This is a genomic window from Polaribacter butkevichii (genome assembly GCF_038024105.1).
Classification (GTDB): domain Bacteria; phylum Bacteroidota; class Bacteroidia; order Flavobacteriales; family Flavobacteriaceae; genus Polaribacter; species Polaribacter butkevichii.
In genome coordinates this window covers 2,717,226-2,735,215 of record NZ_CP150661.1, presented here as the reverse complement: position 1 = coordinate 2,735,215, position 17,990 = coordinate 2,717,226, and the positions used below count along the sequence as shown (strand labels likewise).

Sequence of the window (17,990 nt, the reverse complement as noted above, 5' to 3'; positions counted from 1 at the left end):
TTCTATCTAACCAAATTGGGTTAAATAAAGCTAACTTAAAAACGTGATGTTTTTAGTAGACACTAGAAATATTATATAAAAGAAAAATCCCTCAAAAAGAGGGATTTAAAATAGTAATAGCTATAATCCTTAACACTAAAAAGAACTATATAACTAACAATTTACTGTGCTTTTTTTATTTCTAGTTTAAAAACTTAGGCTTAATTACTAACATTGCCCACGCCCAGTTTTGATTATTTGCTGCAGCTGCTTCTGTTACACCTTTTAATTCATACATACCGTCGCTTGCAAACATTTGAGAATACCCAAGTGCTAAAGAATATCCTTTAAATTTCTTTTTGTACACTAAATCTATTTCTGTTCCTAAAGATTTTTCTCCACTTGCTAATGCTTGCTCTCCACTAAAATTAAGTGCTTTAACCATTAAGCTAGAAGATTCACTTAAAGTGAAGTTTGCACTTAAATGTAGGTCTACTAAACCAATTGAGTTTGCATGATTCCCCACATAAAAATAATCCATAAAACCATTAAACTTATGGTTTGTTCCATATAAAGGGAAAAATGCTCCGGTTTCTCCTGCATCACCATCGTTACCACTAATAGCCTCTACACCTAATCCTAAACTTACTTTTGGAGCTACTTTATACGTTGCATCTAAACCAACTAAATACGCTCCTTTTACATCAACCTCTCCCTGACGTTTTCCTGTCTGTAAAAAAGCGTTTGCAGACAAACCAAAACTACCAGATTTATAATCTAAATGTGTTCCTAAGGTCTGTAAGTTACTTACGCCGTCTGCTTCTCCTGATACAGCATCAAATTCTTGAAATCCATTATTTAACAACAATAAACTACCCGTTAATTTATTCCACTTTTGTTTCATATATAACATTTGCATCGTTTTATATGAGAAAAAACCAGTTGTATTATACGCAGTACCTGCAGATTGAAAACCTGTTGGATTCGAATAATCTTGGTTAAATGCCAATGCAAAATCTAACATAAAATTATCTTTTTTATATTTAAGTAAAGCCGCATCGTGGTTTCTACCTTGTTGTGCCCAATCTAATCCTCCTAAGATTCTTTGATCATCATAAGATAATACTTGACGACCAATTTTTGTTGATGTATTTTCTCCTAACTTTAATTCTGCCCAAGCCTGAAAAACTGCAAAGGAATTATTTTGATCATAAGGTAAAATTTGTCTGTTTTCTCCCCACACCATTACATCTTGTAAACTTACGTACACCCAATAATTGTCTGTCATGTAGCTGGTATTTAAACGTACTCTTGTAGAAATTCCAAAACCGGCATCTGCTGCATCCGGAATTAAACTTCCAAATCCGTTTCTATATTCTGTTCTTGGTCTAAACTCTCCATCTAATGTAAATTGTGCATTTACAAACTGAAAACACGCTAACATTAGCCCTAAAATTACGTATTGTTTTTTCATTTTTTTCTTATTTAATTTAATCCTATTTGGTTTTTAATTGTAATTATTTGAGATTGAAATCTCAAAGATAACGCCCCTTATTTATGAATATTATGATAAATCTCACATTAAAAGACATAATTATCTTTTATTTAATGTTCTAAAAAATCTATTAAATGTTTTCTGTATGCATAGTAATCATTATGCTCTAAAACAGATTTTCTAGTTCTTGGTCTTTCAAAATTGATATCTAAAATATCTCCTATTTTTGCTTTCGGTCCACTGGTCATCATTACAACTCTGTCTGCTAAAAAGATAGCTTCATCCACATCGTGTGTAATCATCACAGCGGTAATTTTTTCTTTGTTCCAGATTTCAATTAAAATGTCTTGCAATTCTCCTCTTGTTAAAGAATCTAACATTCCAAAAGGTTCATCTAACAACAATACTTTTGGTTTTATTGCAAATGCTCTTGCAATACCTACTCTTTGTTGCATTCCTTGAGATAATTCACTTGCTTTTTTATGAAAAGCATCTTCTAAACCTACTTTTTGTAAATAGTATTTTGCAACATCATTTCTTTGTGCTTTTGTAGCTTTAGGAAAAACCTGATTTACGCCCAACAAAACATTCTGTAAAGAAGTCATCCAAGGCATTAAACTAGGCGATTGAAAAATAACACCTCTATCTGGTCCTGGTCCTTGTATATGTTTTCCTAACACAGAAATATTACCTCCAGAAATCGGGTTTAAACCTGCAATCATAGAAAGCATTGTTGTTTTACCACAACCAGAATGCCCAATAATGGTAACAAATTCTTCTTTTTTTATCTGAAGATTCAGATCTTCTAAAACCACATAATCCCCTTTTGGCGTAGGGTATACTTTTTTAAGATTTTTTAAATCTAACATTACATCATTCGAAGGAAAACGTGTGTTATTCGTAATAATCTTAGGTGTTTCTTGTTTTATTATAGTGCTCATTAGATTCCAAATTTAAACTGATTAACAAAATCTTTAGGCGTTAAATCTGGAAGTACATATTCCTTTTTAGCTTCAGATTTACGTTCATTTCCAATATCCATTAAATACTCAATAATAGCATTTCTGGTTTTCTTAAAACTCTCATTATCATTCATGGCTGTTTTATCTCTCGGACGCTCTAAATCAATTTTAAATTCTGGACCCAATGTTGCATTAGGCCCAGGCCTTAAAGGAATAATTCTATCTGCCATATAAATACCTTCATCCACATCATTTGTAATTAACAAGGCTGTTCTCTTATCTTTCCCCCAAATATTTAAGATTTCGTCTTGTAAATTACCACGTGTTAAAGCATCTAAAGCTCCTAGAGGTTCGTCCATAATTATCATTTCTGGTTTCATTGCCAAAGCTCTTGCAACTGCAACTCTTTGACGCATTCCTCCAGATAATTCGTTTGGTCTTTTATTTATTGCTGGCGTTAAACTCACCATTTCTACATAATTGGCAACAATTTCATTTAATTGCTTTTTGTTTTTCTTCGGAAAAGCTTCTTTTACTGCCATAAACACATTCTGACCAACCGTTAACCAAGGCAATAATGAATAATTTTGAAAAATCACTCCACGCTCATGACTTGTACCAACTACAGGCGCTCCTTTAAACAACACTTCTCCACTTGTTGGTTTTATCAATCCATTAATTAAATTAACTAATGTTGTTTTTCCACTTCCTGTAAAACCTACAATTGCAACAAATTCGCCTTCTTCTATTTTCAAGTTGATATTAGACAACACTTCTGTTTCTCCATCTGCTTGATGATAATTTTTGTAAATATTATTTAGTTCTAAATATGCCATCTTATTTATGTGTAATTGTGTAATTGCTGAACTGTTTAATTGTTGCTAAACTTACGTTTACACGTTTAAACAATTCCACGATTAAACATTATTTATATTGCATCCGTTTTATCAAAAGACACCCAATTCTGAATCGTTAACATCAATCTATCTAATAAAAAACCGATAATACCAATTACAAACATGGCTACAATAATTTTTGCATTAGAATCGTTTGCGCCATTTTGAAATTCTTCCCACACAAACAACCCTAAACCAGGACTCTGTGCCAAAAGTTCAATTGCTATTAAAACCATCCAAGCAACTGATAATGTTATTTTTAACCCTGTAAAAATTAAAGGTAAAGAAGAAGGTAAGATTACTTTAAAAATCTTCTGAAAAGTTCCTAATTTTAAAACTTTTGCAACATTTATATAATCTTTATCTACAGAAGAAACTCCCATAGCAGTATTTACTAATGTTGCCCACATAGAACAGAAACCAACACTAATAAATGAAATGGTAAACGAACTATCTTCATTAGAATCTATCAACAATGTTTTTACAATCATAAAAACTAATAAATACCAAACCACAGGTGATACTGGCTTAAAAATCTGAATAAACCAATTAAATGCACTTTTTAAAGTAGCACTTAATCCTATAAAAATACCTAAAGGAACTGCAATTAATAAGGCCAATAAAAACCCAGCAAATACCGTTTGTAAACTTCTAAATATTTGATCTACAAAAGAAGGTCTACCCGTGTAGGTAATTGCCTCTTTTCCTTCTGCAATTCTTTTGGCATTTAAAGCTGCTGTTTTTTCTATAAAAGCAGCTTTATCTGCACTAATAATTCTGTGATCTCTTAATAAAGAATGGAAAGATTCCCAAACCTGAGCAGGAGATGGTAATGTATTTGGCTGACAACTAGATTCAGCAGAAGCAATACATGCTTTTAAAGCATCTGCCGCAACTTGGCCTTGGTCTTGTAAAGCCTTTTCTATTTTAAATTCTGCCTCTATATTGTATAAAGACTTTGCCCCTAAATGCCACAAACCAATAAATAATAAAATGGAAGCAAGCGGCACTATTGTCTTGCGTAAAAAGTTTTTAAATGCTTCTTTTTCTAGTTTTCCAGTAAACAGATCTTTTAATGTTATAAAAAAACCTAATCCTATAAAATTAGAAACCTTCTCTAGTGTTAAACTTGCTTTCATGTGTTTATTTTTAAAGTTCTCGATACAAAATTTCTGAAAATTAATTTTTACTCGAATGACAGTACCTTATTTTTCAGTACTAATATTTTACGTTGTCACATCGAGTGATTTCGATTTTTCTTCGAAATTGTATCGAGATGTTTTTTTATCCTTTCCACAGAGTGAGGTATGAACGACGAGAAATCTTATAAATAGTGAGATTCCTCCTCATACTTCGTTCGGAATGACAAAATCAATTATTTTTTATCTTTATTTCCTATTTTAAAACTATTGATGTATCCTATAGGGTCTTTTGCATCGTACATTGTTCCATCAATAAAATCTGCTGTTGCTGGCTTGTAACCATCTGTTGTAGGAATATCTGTTGCAGGAATGTTTCCTTCTGCTACTAAAAGAGCTGCTGCTTTTTTCCAGATATCTGGTCTGTAAATATCCTTAATTGTACTTGCATACCAGTCTGCAGTTTTTGCATCAGGTATTTGTCCCCATCTTCTCATTTGTGTTAAAAACCAGATTCCATCAGAATAAAAAGGATAAGTAGCATTGTACTTATAGAATACATTAAAGTCTTCCATTTCTCTTTTATCTCCTTTTTCGAATTCAAAAGTACCAGTCATAGAATTTGCTAATACTTCTACTGGAGCACCTACGTATTGAGACATAGATAAAATTTGTACAGCTTCTTTTCTATTTTCTGGTTTGTCTAACCATTTACCAGCTCTAATTAATGCTTTGGTAACTGCAATGGCTGTATTTGGATTTTCGTTTACAAATTTCTCTGTCATAACAAATACTTTTTCTGGGTTGTTTTTCCAGATATCATAGTTTGTAACAACCGGAACTCCAATTCCTTTAAAAACAGCTTGCTGATTCCAAGGTTCACCCACACAATACCCATGAATAGTACCTGCTTCTAACGTTGCTGGCATTTGTGGCGGAGGCGTTACAGATAATAAAACCTCAGCATCAATTTGTCCTTGTACGTTTTCTTTGGTGTACATACCTGGGTTGATTCCTGCTGCTGCCAACCAATATCTAATTTCATAATTATGGGTTGAAACAGGAAAAACCATTCCCATTTTAAAAGGTTTACCAGAATTTCTATACTCAGTAATTACAGGCTTTAATGCTTCTGCTTTTATAGGATGAACTGGTTTACCATCTTTATCTTTTGCTACATGTGGTTTCATTTTAGACCAAACATCATTAGAAACTGTAATTGCATTTCCGTTTAAATCCATAGAAAAAGCAGTTACTAATTTTGCTTGACGACCAAAACCTGCTCCTGCAGCAATTGGCTGACCCGCTAACATGTGCGAACCGTCTAATTGACCATCAATAACACGGTCTAAAATATTTTTCCAGTTAGATTGTGCTTCTACAGAAACAAATAATCCTTCGTCTTCGAAAAATCCTTTTTCTTTTGCTATAGCTAAAGGAGCCATGTCTGTTAACTTGATAAACCCAAACGTTAATTGAGGTTTTTCTATTGCTAATGTTTTCGTTTTTGATACTGTTGCTTCAACAACTGTTGTTGCCTTTTTAGCTTCTTTACCACCACAAGCAAATAATAACATTGCTACAGGTAAAATGTAAGTTGATTTTTTAAATAGAGATTTCATTTTTAGTAAGTTTTATTAATCTACGTATTAATACTTATTTGTTTAACAAATATATAAGTAGATATGATTCTAACTTATGGGAAACCCCATGTTAAAACCTCTTTTTAAAACATACTATAAACTGCGATAAAACACTTTAAAAACCCAAACATTTAAAAATCAACAAATTAAATCAACATAAAACATATACGTATAATTCTACGTACTTATTTTAAGAATATTTTTTTACGTAAAAAACCCTTTAGATTTTAAAATCTAAAGGGTTTGTGATATTGATTTTTTAAAATTAGGTATCAACTACGCTCGACCAGACTTAAAGTTTATGGTAGTATTAAGAATCTAGATAGTAATTATGCTCACTAATTTCATTCTTTAAATTCTGAATATTGGCAATGCCAATTTTTTTTCCTTGAGCAATGATCAACCCTTCCTTTTTAAGTGTAGAAAAAATTCTTATAACTTGTTCTTCTGTAGTTCCTGCATAATCTGCATATTCTTTTCTACTTAAAGGCAGGTTTAAAAAACCTCTTAAATCGCCAAATTTTCTATGAATATATAGTAATGTATCAATAACACGTTCACGAACGGTCATTTGAGAAATCGTTTTTACTTTAGACTCACTTCTATTTAATTCGTTGGCGTAAAACAACATCATATCATACCCAAACTTTGGGTTTTCTAACAATGCTTCTTGTAAATCATCTTTAGAAAAGTAACACAAAACAGTATCTTGCAAAGCAATAGAACCAATAGAATAATATTCTTCTGTACCAAAACCTCTATGCCCTATAATTTCTCCTTCTTTAGCAAAACGCACAATTTGTTCACGTCCATTAATACCAGTTCTAAAAACTTTTACAGTTCCTTTTAAAATGAAAAACAAGCCATTTACAGGTGCTCCTTCCATAATAAATTGTTGCCCTTTTTTACATTTAAGCGTTTTCTTATGCTCTACAAAAGCTGAATTCGGTAAATTAGGTAGATTTTTCTTTATCAAACAATTCGTATTTATACAAGAAGCACAAGAAAAATCAGTAATTACTTTTCTTGAGTTTTTTAATACTATGTTTGAATTTATAATCAAATTATTTATGCTATATGTTACTTATTTAACTAATACTACTTTTTTAAAACTACTTTTAGGAGCTTCACAAAGCGAACATTCATAACTTTCAGGAAGCGCACTAAATAAGGTTTCTGGAGGAATATTTTGAGTAATATCGCCAAAGGCTTCATCGTAAATTGTGAAACAATCTTTACATTGATATACCTCTAATTCTGTGGTTTCTTTTTGTACCTCAACTTCTTTTTCTGCTTCTATTTCACTTCCTAATTGATCAAAATACAACTGACTTAATTCCATTAACAAACCGGGTAATTCTACTTTATCCACGTCTTGAACGTGCATAATATATTGCCTTGTATTCGGGTCGAAATTTTTAGCATACAAAAGATTATACGTATCTCTTGTTTGAAAGTTGCCAATCATTTCTGGTTGTTTATTTTTTTCAACAACTATCGATGTAAAATAATAAGCTGCTTTGCTATAATCTGTAATTCCGAAGGTTAAACCATACGTACTAATATCGTTTTGATCGAAATTAGAAACCAAGTATTTCTTTAAATTTAAAGCATCTTTATTAGCTACAGGAATATGCCAATTTAACTCTAACATAGAATGGCGCACATTAATTCCTCGCTTCCCTAAAAACTTCTCCCAAACCAGTTTAGATTCTTTCGGAATCCCTTTAACTACAAAAGATTTCCAAGGTGTAATAGAAATTTTACCAATTTTATTTTCAGAACACAATTCGCACATTTCTTTTAAGAAAGAAATATCATATTTATTGTTTCTCCAATACAAACCTAACCAGTATTTATCCATCCCAATTTTGTTCATTCCTTCAAAATAAGGAAAAGGATAAAAAGGCACTTCTAAAGGTTTATCTACCGTTCTATTATTGGTGTCTACTGCATCACTAACCAAATCGAAAATCATTTCGATGGTTTCTGGCTCTTCTTGAAGAACGTTTTCAATGGCAGTTTCAATCTTATCTAAATCCCAACTATAAATTAAAGCAGGATACATTTGTGTTTTTTTCCAATCTGGAAGCCTCACATACAAATACCAATAATCTTCGTGTTCTGAAGCGATAAAGTTTATATTCCCTGTAAACAAAGGAACTAAACGTTGTTTTGGATCTGTTAAATTTATTTTTAATTTAGATTCTGTATTAAATTGTTCTAAAAGATACAAATATCGATCTCCGGTTAACCAAGAAGTACTCGGAAAAATATCTGCACAAACATAAGACGAAACAATGTTTTCTACGCCTGTTTCATCGGCTTCTACAATTTTTAATTTATCAAATTGAGCTAACTCTTCTTGATTTACTTTTTTAGGCAATAAAATATCTTGTCTAGATCCAAAAGAAATGGTTTTTAAGCCCAAACTTTCTACAGATTCACAAATGTATTTTAGTTCTCCAGGAGATAAAACTCCACCTCTTACAATGATTCTATTTAACTGCTCGCTCATACTGTTACTTTTGCATTGTTCAAAATTTCTCTTACTTCCGTTTTACAACTTCCACACCCTAAACCTGCGCCTGTTTTGTTACATAATTCCGTAAAATTAGAACATCCTTTAGCAATGGCTTCTTCAATATTTCCTTCTCCTACTTGGCTACAAGAACAAACTAACTTTCCTAAAACAGGTGCATCATTAGATGCGCCTCTTAACAAAGTATCTCGTTTGTCAGACATTTCAATCTTGCTTTCAATTAAGGTTTTAAACTCTGCAAATTCATTTTTATCACCTACTAAAACAGCACCAATTAGTAAATCGTCTTTTACAATACACTTCTTATAATATCCTTTAGAAATATCTGTAAAAATAATTTCCTCGTAACTTGGGTCGTTGTCTGGTACAGAAACCTCTCCAATACTACACAAGTTTAAATCGCTAAATTTTAGAATATTCATTAGCACAGAACCATTGTAAGCTTCACTAATATCACCTGCAATAAAATTAGCTAAAATGCCTGCTTGCTCTTCTGCTGCAGAGGTAATACCAAATAATTTATTATTGAATTCTGCAATTTCTCCAATCGCAAAAATATCTGGATGAGAAGATTGTAAATGCTGATTTACCTTCACTCCTCGCCCGCAAACAATACCGTTATTTTTAGCAATTTCTATATTTGGCCTTGTACCAATTGCATAGACAATGGCATTGGCCGTAATGTATTTTCCACTTTTTAGGTTGATGGTTAACTCACCAGTATCTTCATCATCAAAAACAGTACTTACTTCATTATCAAAATAAATTTGAATGCCTCTTTCTTGTACGTTTATTGATAATAATTTACTAGAAATCTTATCTAATTGACGTTCCATTAATCTAGATGCACGCTGAATAATAGTGATTTTTACATTCTTATGCTTCATCGCTGCAGCCAACTCTAAACCTAACAAACCTCCACCAACAATTACAACATGTTGCTCTTCTGGCGGTAAACCTGTAGCATCTAAATAATTTTTAAATCGATCTGCATCATTTTTATTACGCATGGTAAAACGACCTGGTAAATCTATTTGTACATCTTTAGGAATAAAAGGTCTACTTCCTGTTGCTAAAATTAACTTATCAAACGAATGGGTTTCACCGTTAGAATCGGTAACTATTTTAGTCTCTTTATCAATCTTTTCTATAATTGTTTCTGGGTGAATTTTAATATTTAAATTCTTTAATTCAGCATTTTTTATTTTTAATAATTGCTCCCAAGAAAGTTCTTCTGTAATATATTCTGGTAATAAAACACGGTTGTAAAACAAGTTAGATTCCTTAGAAAAAACATGAATTTCATCTACCTCGTTATAATCTCTATAATTTTGTAAAAAACGAAAAGCGGCAGCTCCAGCACCTGCAATAATAATTTTGTCTTTCGGTTTTTTATATTTTGAAACTGAAACCGATGTAAATTTAAAATCTGGCTCTTTAGAAACCGGATCTATATGTGTATTGGTTAAATTATTAGCTCTATTTAAATTACTATTTAGCACTTTACCCCAATGCATTGGTAAGAAAACAACGCCTTCTTTAATTTCGTCTGTAATTTTTGCACGTACTCTAACAACTCCATTAGCACTTTTTATCTCTGTAATATCTCCGTCTTTAATTTTATTTAAATACGCATCTACAGGGTTTATTTCTAAAACAGGTTTTGGATAATGTGTTTTTAATCTTGCTACTTTTCCTGTTTTAGTCATGGTATGCCACTGATCTCTAACACGACCTGTGGTTAAAATTAACGGAAACTCGTCATTCGTTTTTACCGATGTATTTTCTATAGTTGATGGAACATTAAAAATTGCTTTTTGAGAAGGTGTATAAAACTTTTTATCTTCAAAAAGACGTGGCGTTCCTTTACTTCTATATTCATTTACGGGCCACTGAAAAGTACCTTCATTTTTTAATCGATCATAATTTAAAAAAGAAACATCAATATTTGTTCCTTTGGTCATCGAAGCATATTCGTCATAAATTTCTTCTGCGCCATTATAATTAAAACCTCTAAAGCCCATTCTTTGTGCAAAATCACAGAAAATTTCTACATCTGGTCTTGCTTCTCCTGGCGCTTCAATCTCTTTTGGTAAATAAGAAATTCTTCTTTCAGAATTTGTCATTGTACCTTCTTTTTCTAACCATGCAGCAGCTGGCAACACCAAATCTGCATAGTTTAAAGTATCTGCTTTATGAGAAATTTCTTGTACCACCACAAATTTAGATTTTGCCATGGCTTTTTCTATTTGATGAGAATTTGGCATACTCACCAACGGATTTGTACTCGCAATCCACACTGCTTTTACCTTTCCGCTTTCTAAAGCATCAAATAATTCTGTTGCTGTTAATCCTGGTTTTGCAGATATTTTATCAACACCCCAAAATTGCGCAACTTCTCTTCTATGTTCTTCGTTTCCTAAATCTTTATGAACCGCTAACAAGTTTGCCATTCCACCAACTTCTCGTCCGCCCATTGCATTTGGCTGACCCGTTAATGAAAAAGGACCTGCACCAGGTTTACCAACCTGACCAGTTATTAATGATAAATTTAAAAGTGATGTATTTTTATCTGTACCAATTACACTTTGGTTTAAACCCATTGCCCACATACTGATAAAGCCTTTAGATAGACCAATCATTTCTGCAGCTTTCTGAATTTCTTTTGCAGGAACTCCACAAATTTTAGATGCTTGTTTTAAAGTCGTTTCAAAAATAACTTCTTTATAACCATCAAAACCTTGTGTGTGGTTTTTAATAAAATCTTCATCAATTAAACCACTTTTGTACAAACACCTACCAATGGCATTGTACAAAACAACATCGGTTCCTGGTGTTAATTGCAAATGCAAATCTGCAAATTTTGCAGAATCTGTTTTACGTGGATCAATCACAATTACTTTTACCTTCGGATTTTCTTCTTTGCGTTTTTCAATTCGTCTAAACAAAATTGGATGACACCAAGCAGGATTTGCACCTGTTATTAAAAAAGTATCTGCTAATTCTATATCGTCGTACGAAATTGGCACACTATCTTCTCCGAATGTTTTTTTATAACCAACCACTGCAGAACTCATGCATAAACGTGAGTTGGTATCTATATTATTGGTTCCTAAAAACCCTTTTGTCAATTTATTAGCAATGTAATATTCTTCTGTTAAACTTTGTCCGGAAACGTAAAACGCTACAGCATCTGAACCATGTTTTTTTATAATTGATTTAAAAACGTTGGCAGCTCTATCTAAAGCCGTATCCCAAGAAACACGCTCACGCGGATGAGAACGACTCCAACGCATTTCTGGATATAAAATTCTATCTGAAGTATCATTGGCAACATAATGCAAGTTCATACCTTTAGAACACAACATTCCTTTATTAACAGGATGGTCTTTATCTCCTTCAACAAAAACCTTGTTGTTCATGTCTTTTTTTACGATAATTCCGCAACCTACTCCACAATAAGAACACGTTGTTTTAATTTCATTTTTAATCATTTAGACCAAGGTTTTATACAAAATACGACATTAAAATTTTACTAACCAAAATTCAATTTTTTTATTCTGATACATTAAAATTAGAGAACTGAATTTTTAAATCTGTTTTTCGTTTCTTAATGTATTAGATAATTGGGGGACAATCATCTGTTTTATCTTTTTACTTTAATTGGTATCAACTCTGGTGATAAACCATTTATTTTTTCTGTTTCATCTTCTTCCTCTGTAGAAAACTTAATTGCTAATGCTGCAATACCTGTAGCAACAACCACAAAACCAATTAATAAATATCCGTTTGCAACGGCACTTGAAGAAGCTGCAGATTGCGCTGCTTTAATAACCTCATCTCCCAAACCTTCGTTAGATACTATGGCTGCTTTTTCTGCCAATGAAGATTTAGATTTTAATAACATTGCTGCTAAAAAAGCACCAACATTTCCTCCTGCTCCAACAATTCCAGAAACAGAACCGATGGCTTTTTTATTAATAAACGGCACTACAGAAAACGTTGCTCCTTCTGCCATTTGTACACTTAAACTAAATAATATTAATAAAATAACTCCTAAAACCAAACTTGTTGCTCCTGAGAAAAATATCAACATAATTCCTTGTAACGTTAAGATGAAAGACAAGAATAAAACACGCCCTCTCAATCCTTTTAATTTCCCAAATTTATCTCCAAAGAAACCACCTAGAGTTCTTGCAAAAATATTCATCAAAGCAAAAGATAATACAATGTTACCAGCGGTTACTCTTTGTAACTGAAACGTATTCTGAAGATAATCATCCATAGTTCCGTATACTGTTAATTCAATTCCGAAACTGGCAGCATACACTACAAAAAGAATCCAAACTCTATAATCTTTTAATACTTCTAAAAATCCTATTTGATCCTTTTTAGTAACAATCATTTCTCCAGCAGCTTTTAATTCGCTAAAGTTTCCTTTTGGTGTATCTGTTGTAAATACGTAATATACAATACCCATTAAAAAACAAACAATACCAGCAATTACCATAGAATATCTCCAAGCTTCTCCGTCTGCAACTCCAAAAGCAACCACTGCTGCTGCAATTAAAGGCATACCTAATCTATTTGCACCACCACCTAAGTTACCCCAACCTGCAGAAGTTGCATTTGCGGTTCCTACAATATTTGGTGCAAACATTAAAGAAGTATGTACTTGTGTAATTACAAAGGAAGCTCCAATAAAACCAATAAACAATCTACAAACTAAAAATTGCGTTGGTGTTTGTACTAATCCACATAAAATAACAGGAATTGCACCTAACATTAACAGCCAAGTATAGCATAATCTTGGTCCGTATTTATCACATAATTTCCCAATCAATAAACGTGCAAAAACGGTTCCTGAAACGGCTAAAATAATTGAATTCCATTTTTGGTCTGGAGTTAAACCTAAATCTTTTACAACATCTGGCATAAATGGTACAATACCAAACCATGAAAAAAAGCATAAAAAGAATGATATTGATGTAATCCAAAATGTACGAGTGGATACATTCTTAAAATCGAATAAACTTAATTTTGTAGATTTTTCTTGAGATAGATTTATCATAATACATATTTTTAGATACACAAAACTAAGTATAAATACTTAATTAATATACTAAAAAATACGTATTTTATAATTATTACTAGATTAATAATTACGTAGTATTGAATTTAAGAATATGATAAAATTGGAGTTGAAAAATAATTGTTATGAAAAAGGTGTATTCCAATAAATGAATATTTTACAGAGAAATACTTAGGTTTTCTGATTGTTATAAGTTGTTACACAGGGGCTCACAGAAAAACGCAGAAATGCGCTGAGTTTTTTTTCTTTGCGCCCTTGGCGATATAACTTTGTGAGCTTTGCGGTGAGTTGTTACACAGAGACATCTACAGTCAAAAGACCTATATCAACTGATACTCTCTGGCCTTATTTGTTAATTCTTGTAAGTTTTTAGCTTCTAATTTCTTCATTAAATTAAAACGATGCACTTCTGCAGTACGCTTACTAATTGCTAATTCTTCTGCAATATCTTTATTATTCTTTAACTCTAAAACTAAAGTAAGTATCTGTCTTTCTCTTTTAGTTAACTTAAAAGGAAGCTCTTTTAATTCTGTTTTTGGTTCTGAAACTTTCATTGTATTACCATTTACAAAGTTATTCATTATAATGGTAGAAACATCACCTGTAAAATACTTATCGCCAGCAGCTACATTATTCACGGCTTTTAAAAACTCTTCTTTACTAGCTCCTTTTAACAAATAACCATCTGCACCGGCTTGTATCGATTTTACAACATACTCTTCAGAATCGTGCATAGAAAGCACTAAGGTTTTTACATCTATTTTCTGTTTTGTAATTTCTGCAACCACTTCAATACCATTCATTTCTGGCATACGAATATCTACAATAAGAACATGAGGTTTGTTTTTAGCAATTACCTCTAAAGCTTCTTTTCCGTTAGAAGCTTCATCAATAACCGTAATTCCTGTCTGATCTTCTAAAAGTGCTTTTATTCCATCTCTTACCAAAACGTGGTCGTCTGCTAAAACTACATTAATCATAATTACAATTATTTTATACGTACAAAAATAAGGTTTTTAAGTAAAACTACGTAATTAAAATAATCTCTAACCGTTACTTAATTTTCTAAAAGAATCTATCTGCATTATAACTACACTGTCACATCGAGTGATTTTGCTTTTTTTTTGCAAAATTGTATCGAGATGTTTTTTTACAAGAAATAAAAGTTAACAACCCTAAAAAAGTTTTCGATACAATTTTTCTTCATTCTTCAGAAAAATCACTCGAACTGACATTATGTAAAGCATATCTATATTAAAAAGTTAAATAGGAATATTCAAAGTAACTCTAGTCCCTTTTCCTAATTCAGAATTTAAGAATAAACGACCATCAATATATTTAATTCTTTCTTTCATAAAGGTCATTCCCATGCCTCCATCTCCGTTTTTTACTTTCTTTACTTTCGATGGTTCAAAACCTTGGCCATCATCATCAATAACAATACTTAGTATATTTTTACTGTGAGAAAGTGACACTAAAATATGTGAAGAATCTGCATATTTAATAGCATTGTTAATTGCTTCTTGGGTAATTCTGTAAATATTAATTTCTACCAAAGAATCTAAACGATCATTAAAACCTGTTTTGTTATAAAACATAATTTCTTTACCTGTTAATCTCCCTAGCTCTTGTGTTAACTTGGTTATTGCAGGCACAATTCCGTGATCTGATAATTCAGGCGGAGTTAAATTAAAAGTAGCGGTTCTAACTCCTTTTATAATATTGGTGGTTAATTCTTTTAGGTGTTCTATTTTTATCGTTGTCTTATCAATATCATTCATATTAATGCTTTCTAGATTGTATTTTAACCCTGTAAGCATTTGTCCAATTCCGTCATGAACATCTTTGGCAATTCTGTTTTGTTCTTTTTCTTGATTTTCAATAATCTTACTTGAGATTATTTTTTGCTGACTCATTTTCTCCTCGAAATTCTTTTTTACCAACCTTTCAATTTCTATCTGGGCAGCTTTTCTATCTGTAATTTCTGAAGCTATAATTAACAATTCTGATTTATCTTCTGTAGGCCTGTAAGGAACTATAGACATTTCTAACCAAATACCAACATCTCCTTTAATAGTTGCTTTTACCTCTCCTTGCCAACCCGTTTTTTTATATTTATTAATTAAATCTTCAATTAATAATTGCTCATTTTCATTGGTTGATAAAACATGCCAAAAGAAAACTTCTTTTTTAATTTTTGACAATCGAAATAAACGAGAAAACTTATTACCTATATGAATTAAACTTCCGCTTGGAGAAATTCTTGCAAACAATAGCGTTTCATCCATTGCATGACTTAAAGCACGTAATTCTTTAATGGATTTTTCTTTAGAAAGACTCAGTTCATCTGCGTCAAAAGCCATTTTTTTAGCTTTTTTTTCTGCAAATAATAAATCAGACAACGTAGCTTTTACTGATTTTGCTGCTGGCCAAAAAATGAATAATAACTCTCCAAAAAGAATCAATAAAGTTAAGCCCATTAAAGTAACCTCTAACTTTCTTAACCAAACTACTTTTTCTTCTGCTTCTAAATCATACTGATTTACAATCTCATCCATTATCAACAAAAAAGCACCTTCATTACTGGTTACCTTTTTAATTTCTGATGTTAATTCATCATTAGAAACATTAGAATTTTCTAACTTATTTATAATTGATTTTGATGCTTTCTGAATGGTATCAAAAACAGGATTGATTGCTATAAACTTGTTTTTAATTTTATCACTATTCTGCTTAGGAAGCCCTAAACTATCATTTCCGTTTTGAAGTGAATAATGAGACAACTCCCATAAATGAAGTGTTTCTGTAATTTTATTTTTAAGAAGAATTCTGTTTTTTTCATCCGAAGAAACCAAAAGAGAAACAATTTCTTTGGTTAATTTCTGACTCAACATTCGCTGTCTACCTGCAACATTAATTACGGTAGAATCGCTTTTTTGAGTTTCTAAATGATTGCGAACTAAAACCTGACTAATAATTACAGAAAGTGCGATAGCACTTAACGCAATCATATACAAACGGCTTAATTTATTAAACGTTCTTTGGTCTAATGAATTACCGTTTTTAGTCATTTTTAGGTTATATTTTCTATGAAATAGCTTGTTTTACCAATGCTAAACTTTTTTCTGAAAACGGTATTTTTAAAGCTGCTGCGTGTCCAGCATCAGACATTTTTACCCATGTTTTCTTTAAAATATCAATGATTTTTTCATCGGTATGTTTTGCTGCAAATTCATCAAAGTAATAATCTAGAAAAACCAGGCAAATAACATCTTCTAAAGTTTGAGATTCTTCGTTTTTCTTGATGAGTTTTTTTAAGATAATTTTCTGAACTCTATCTACAAATTGAGCATCGAAACCAACTTGTTCTAAGATTTCTCCAGTTAATTCTGCGTGCATCTTTTTTAACTCTTCACGCCATTTTAGATACCCAACTCTATCCATCGGAAACTCTTTTCTACCAATTTTCCAACGACAAATATGTTGTGCTCTTGCCGCAATTTGAAGTGCTTTTGATGCATTTGGATCAAACTGAAGTAACTTTCTTGTCATCCTTTGAGAATATAATAATTCTTTAGGATACTCTAATCCAGAAACTTGGTAGCTGTTTGGGTCTTCTGCGTTTTTTTTATCAATAATAGCAATAGCAGTTTCAAATCTTGTTGGCTTCATTTTTTAGTTTTATTCTGAGAAGCCAATATACACATTTTCTGCTTCAATCTTAACAGGATATACAGCAATAGGCGCTAAATCTGCATTTAAATTTTCGCCAGTTTCTAATGAAAACGTTTTTTTATGCAAAGGACATGCAATTTTAGGAATCCCTTTATGATCGCCCAACATACCTCTAGACAACACCATTTCTTGTTTTTCTGGCGATAAATTCTGACACGCATACCATTTGCCCAATCTAGAAAAATTAAACACAGCAATTTGTAAATCTTTGTATTTTACACACGCACCACCATCTTTTGGAAACGCACTTACTGGAGCAGCTTTAAACCAAACTTTTACTTCTGCTTCTTTTACTGTTTTGTATTTTAAAAGTAATGTGTCCATAATTATCTTTATTATAACTGTTAACTTTATATTTTTAATTGATCTGTTCTCGAAACAAAATTTCTAAAAAAAAAATTTCACTCGCACCGAAATCCACTTTTATTCTTATTCAAACTCTATATCCGTTTTTTATCATACCTAAAAAATCTGCGATTATTTGCGTAATCTGTGAGAAATACAAGG

At 31.7% G+C, this 17,990-nt stretch carries 13 protein-coding genes; all 13 read right to left on the bottom strand.

Annotated features, from left to right (window positions below; genetic code table 11):
• Positions 1 to 181 precede the first annotated feature (181 nt).
• The gene (locus tag WG951_RS11745; protein WP_105049620.1) at positions 182 to 1,453 is read right to left on the bottom strand and encodes an alginate export family protein; all 1,272 of its coding nucleotides are present in this window, start codon (positions 1,451 to 1,453) and stop codon (positions 182 to 184) included.
• A 131-nt stretch (positions 1,454 to 1,584) separates the two neighbouring features.
• On the bottom strand, positions 1,585 to 2,415 hold the full coding sequence (locus WG951_RS11740) for an ABC transporter ATP-binding protein (RefSeq protein ID WP_105049621.1): 831 nt from the start codon (positions 2,413 to 2,415) through the stop codon (positions 1,585 to 1,587).
• Positions 2,415 to 3,272, bottom strand: coding sequence for an ABC transporter ATP-binding protein (locus WG951_RS11735; protein WP_105049622.1), 858 nt, complete (start codon positions 3,270 to 3,272; stop codon positions 2,415 to 2,417). Before WG951_RS11735 ends, WG951_RS11740 begins: the two co-directional genes overlap by 1 nt.
• A gap of 92 nt (positions 3,273 to 3,364) precedes the next feature.
• Entirely contained in the window at positions 3,365 to 4,471 is a 1,107-nt protein-coding gene (locus WG951_RS11730; protein WP_105049623.1) for an ABC transporter permease, read from the bottom strand.
• A gap of 236 nt (positions 4,472 to 4,707) precedes the next feature.
• Positions 4,708 to 6,093, bottom strand: a complete 1,386-nt coding sequence (locus tag WG951_RS11725; RefSeq protein WP_105049624.1) for a CmpA/NrtA family ABC transporter substrate-binding protein — start codon at positions 6,091 to 6,093, stop codon at positions 4,708 to 4,710.
• A 331-nt stretch (positions 6,094 to 6,424) separates the two neighbouring features.
• Positions 6,425 to 7,090: a Crp/Fnr family transcriptional regulator gene (locus tag WG951_RS11720; RefSeq protein ID WP_245893533.1), complete on the bottom strand. Its 666-nt coding sequence runs from the start codon at positions 7,088 to 7,090 to the stop codon at positions 6,425 to 6,427.
• 108 nt (positions 7,091 to 7,198) lie between these two features.
• Positions 7,199 to 8,632: a rubredoxin gene (locus WG951_RS11715; RefSeq protein WP_105049625.1), complete on the bottom strand. Its 1,434-nt coding sequence runs from the start codon at positions 8,630 to 8,632 to the stop codon at positions 7,199 to 7,201.
• Positions 8,629 to 12,150, bottom strand: coding sequence for a nitrate reductase (locus tag WG951_RS11710; protein WP_105049626.1), 3,522 nt, complete (start codon positions 12,148 to 12,150; stop codon positions 8,629 to 8,631). The genes WG951_RS11715 and WG951_RS11710 overlap by 4 nt, the downstream gene beginning before the upstream one ends.
• A 152-nt stretch (positions 12,151 to 12,302) precedes the next feature.
• A complete protein-coding gene (locus WG951_RS11705; RefSeq protein WP_105049627.1) occupies positions 12,303 to 13,727 on the bottom strand; it encodes an MFS transporter in 1,425 nt (474 codons plus the stop codon).
• Positions 13,728 to 14,068: 341 nt separating this feature from the next.
• The gene (locus WG951_RS11700; protein ID WP_211296735.1) at positions 14,069 to 14,728 is read right to left on the bottom strand and encodes a response regulator transcription factor; all 660 of its coding nucleotides are present in this window, start codon (positions 14,726 to 14,728) and stop codon (positions 14,069 to 14,071) included.
• A gap of 282 nt (positions 14,729 to 15,010) precedes the next feature.
• Positions 15,011 to 16,819, bottom strand: coding sequence for a type IV pili methyl-accepting chemotaxis transducer N-terminal domain-containing protein (locus WG951_RS11695; protein WP_105049629.1), 1,809 nt, complete (start codon positions 16,817 to 16,819; stop codon positions 15,011 to 15,013).
• A gap of 16 nt (positions 16,820 to 16,835) precedes the next feature.
• Complete coding sequence (locus WG951_RS11690) at positions 16,836 to 17,420, bottom strand: DUF4202 domain-containing protein (RefSeq protein WP_105049630.1); 585 nt, start codon at positions 17,418 to 17,420, stop codon at positions 16,836 to 16,838.
• A 9-nt stretch (positions 17,421 to 17,429) separates the two neighbouring features.
• On the bottom strand, positions 17,430 to 17,807 hold the full coding sequence (nirD, locus tag WG951_RS11685; protein ID WP_105049631.1) for a nitrite reductase small subunit NirD: 378 nt from the start codon (positions 17,805 to 17,807) through the stop codon (positions 17,430 to 17,432).
• Between the last annotated feature and the right edge of the window lie 183 nt (positions 17,808 to 17,990).

What these genes read in the sequence shown, in the direction of transcription:
- WG951_RS11745 (WP_105049620.1), bottom strand. Translation starts at nt 1,453, where the DNA reads ATGAAAAAACAATACGTAATTTTAGGGCTAATGTTAGCGTGTTTTCAG.
- WG951_RS11740 (WP_105049621.1), bottom strand. Translation starts at nt 2,415, where the DNA reads ATGAGCACTATAATAAAACAAGAAACACCTAAGATTATTACGAATAAC.
- WG951_RS11735 (WP_105049622.1), bottom strand. Translation starts at nt 3,272, where the DNA reads ATGGCATATTTAGAACTAAATAATATTTACAAAAATTATCATCAAGCA.
- WG951_RS11730 (WP_105049623.1), bottom strand. Translation starts at nt 4,471, where the DNA reads ATGAAAGCAAGTTTAACACTAGAGAAGGTTTCTAATTTTATAGGATTA.
- WG951_RS11725 (WP_105049624.1), bottom strand. Translation starts at nt 6,093, where the DNA reads ATGAAATCTCTATTTAAAAAATCAACTTACATTTTACCTGTAGCAATG.
- WG951_RS11715 (WP_105049625.1), bottom strand. Translation starts at nt 8,632, where the DNA reads ATGAGCGAGCAGTTAAATAGAATCATTGTAAGAGGTGGAGTTTTATCT.
- WG951_RS11710 (WP_105049626.1), bottom strand. Translation starts at nt 12,150, where the DNA reads ATGATTAAAAATGAAATTAAAACAACGTGTTCTTATTGTGGAGTAGGT.
- WG951_RS11705 (WP_105049627.1), bottom strand. Translation starts at nt 13,727, where the DNA reads ATGATAAATCTATCTCAAGAAAAATCTACAAAATTAAGTTTATTCGAT.
- WG951_RS11700 (WP_211296735.1), bottom strand. Translation starts at nt 14,728, where the DNA reads ATGATTAATGTAGTTTTAGCAGACGACCACGTTTTGGTAAGAGATGGA.
- WG951_RS11695 (WP_105049629.1), bottom strand. Translation starts at nt 16,819, where the DNA reads ATGACTAAAAACGGTAATTCATTAGACCAAAGAACGTTTAATAAATTA.
- WG951_RS11690 (WP_105049630.1), bottom strand. Translation starts at nt 17,420, where the DNA reads ATGAAGCCAACAAGATTTGAAACTGCTATTGCTATTATTGATAAAAAA.
- nirD (WP_105049631.1), bottom strand. Translation starts at nt 17,807, where the DNA reads ATGGACACATTACTTTTAAAATACAAAACAGTAAAAGAAGCAGAAGTA.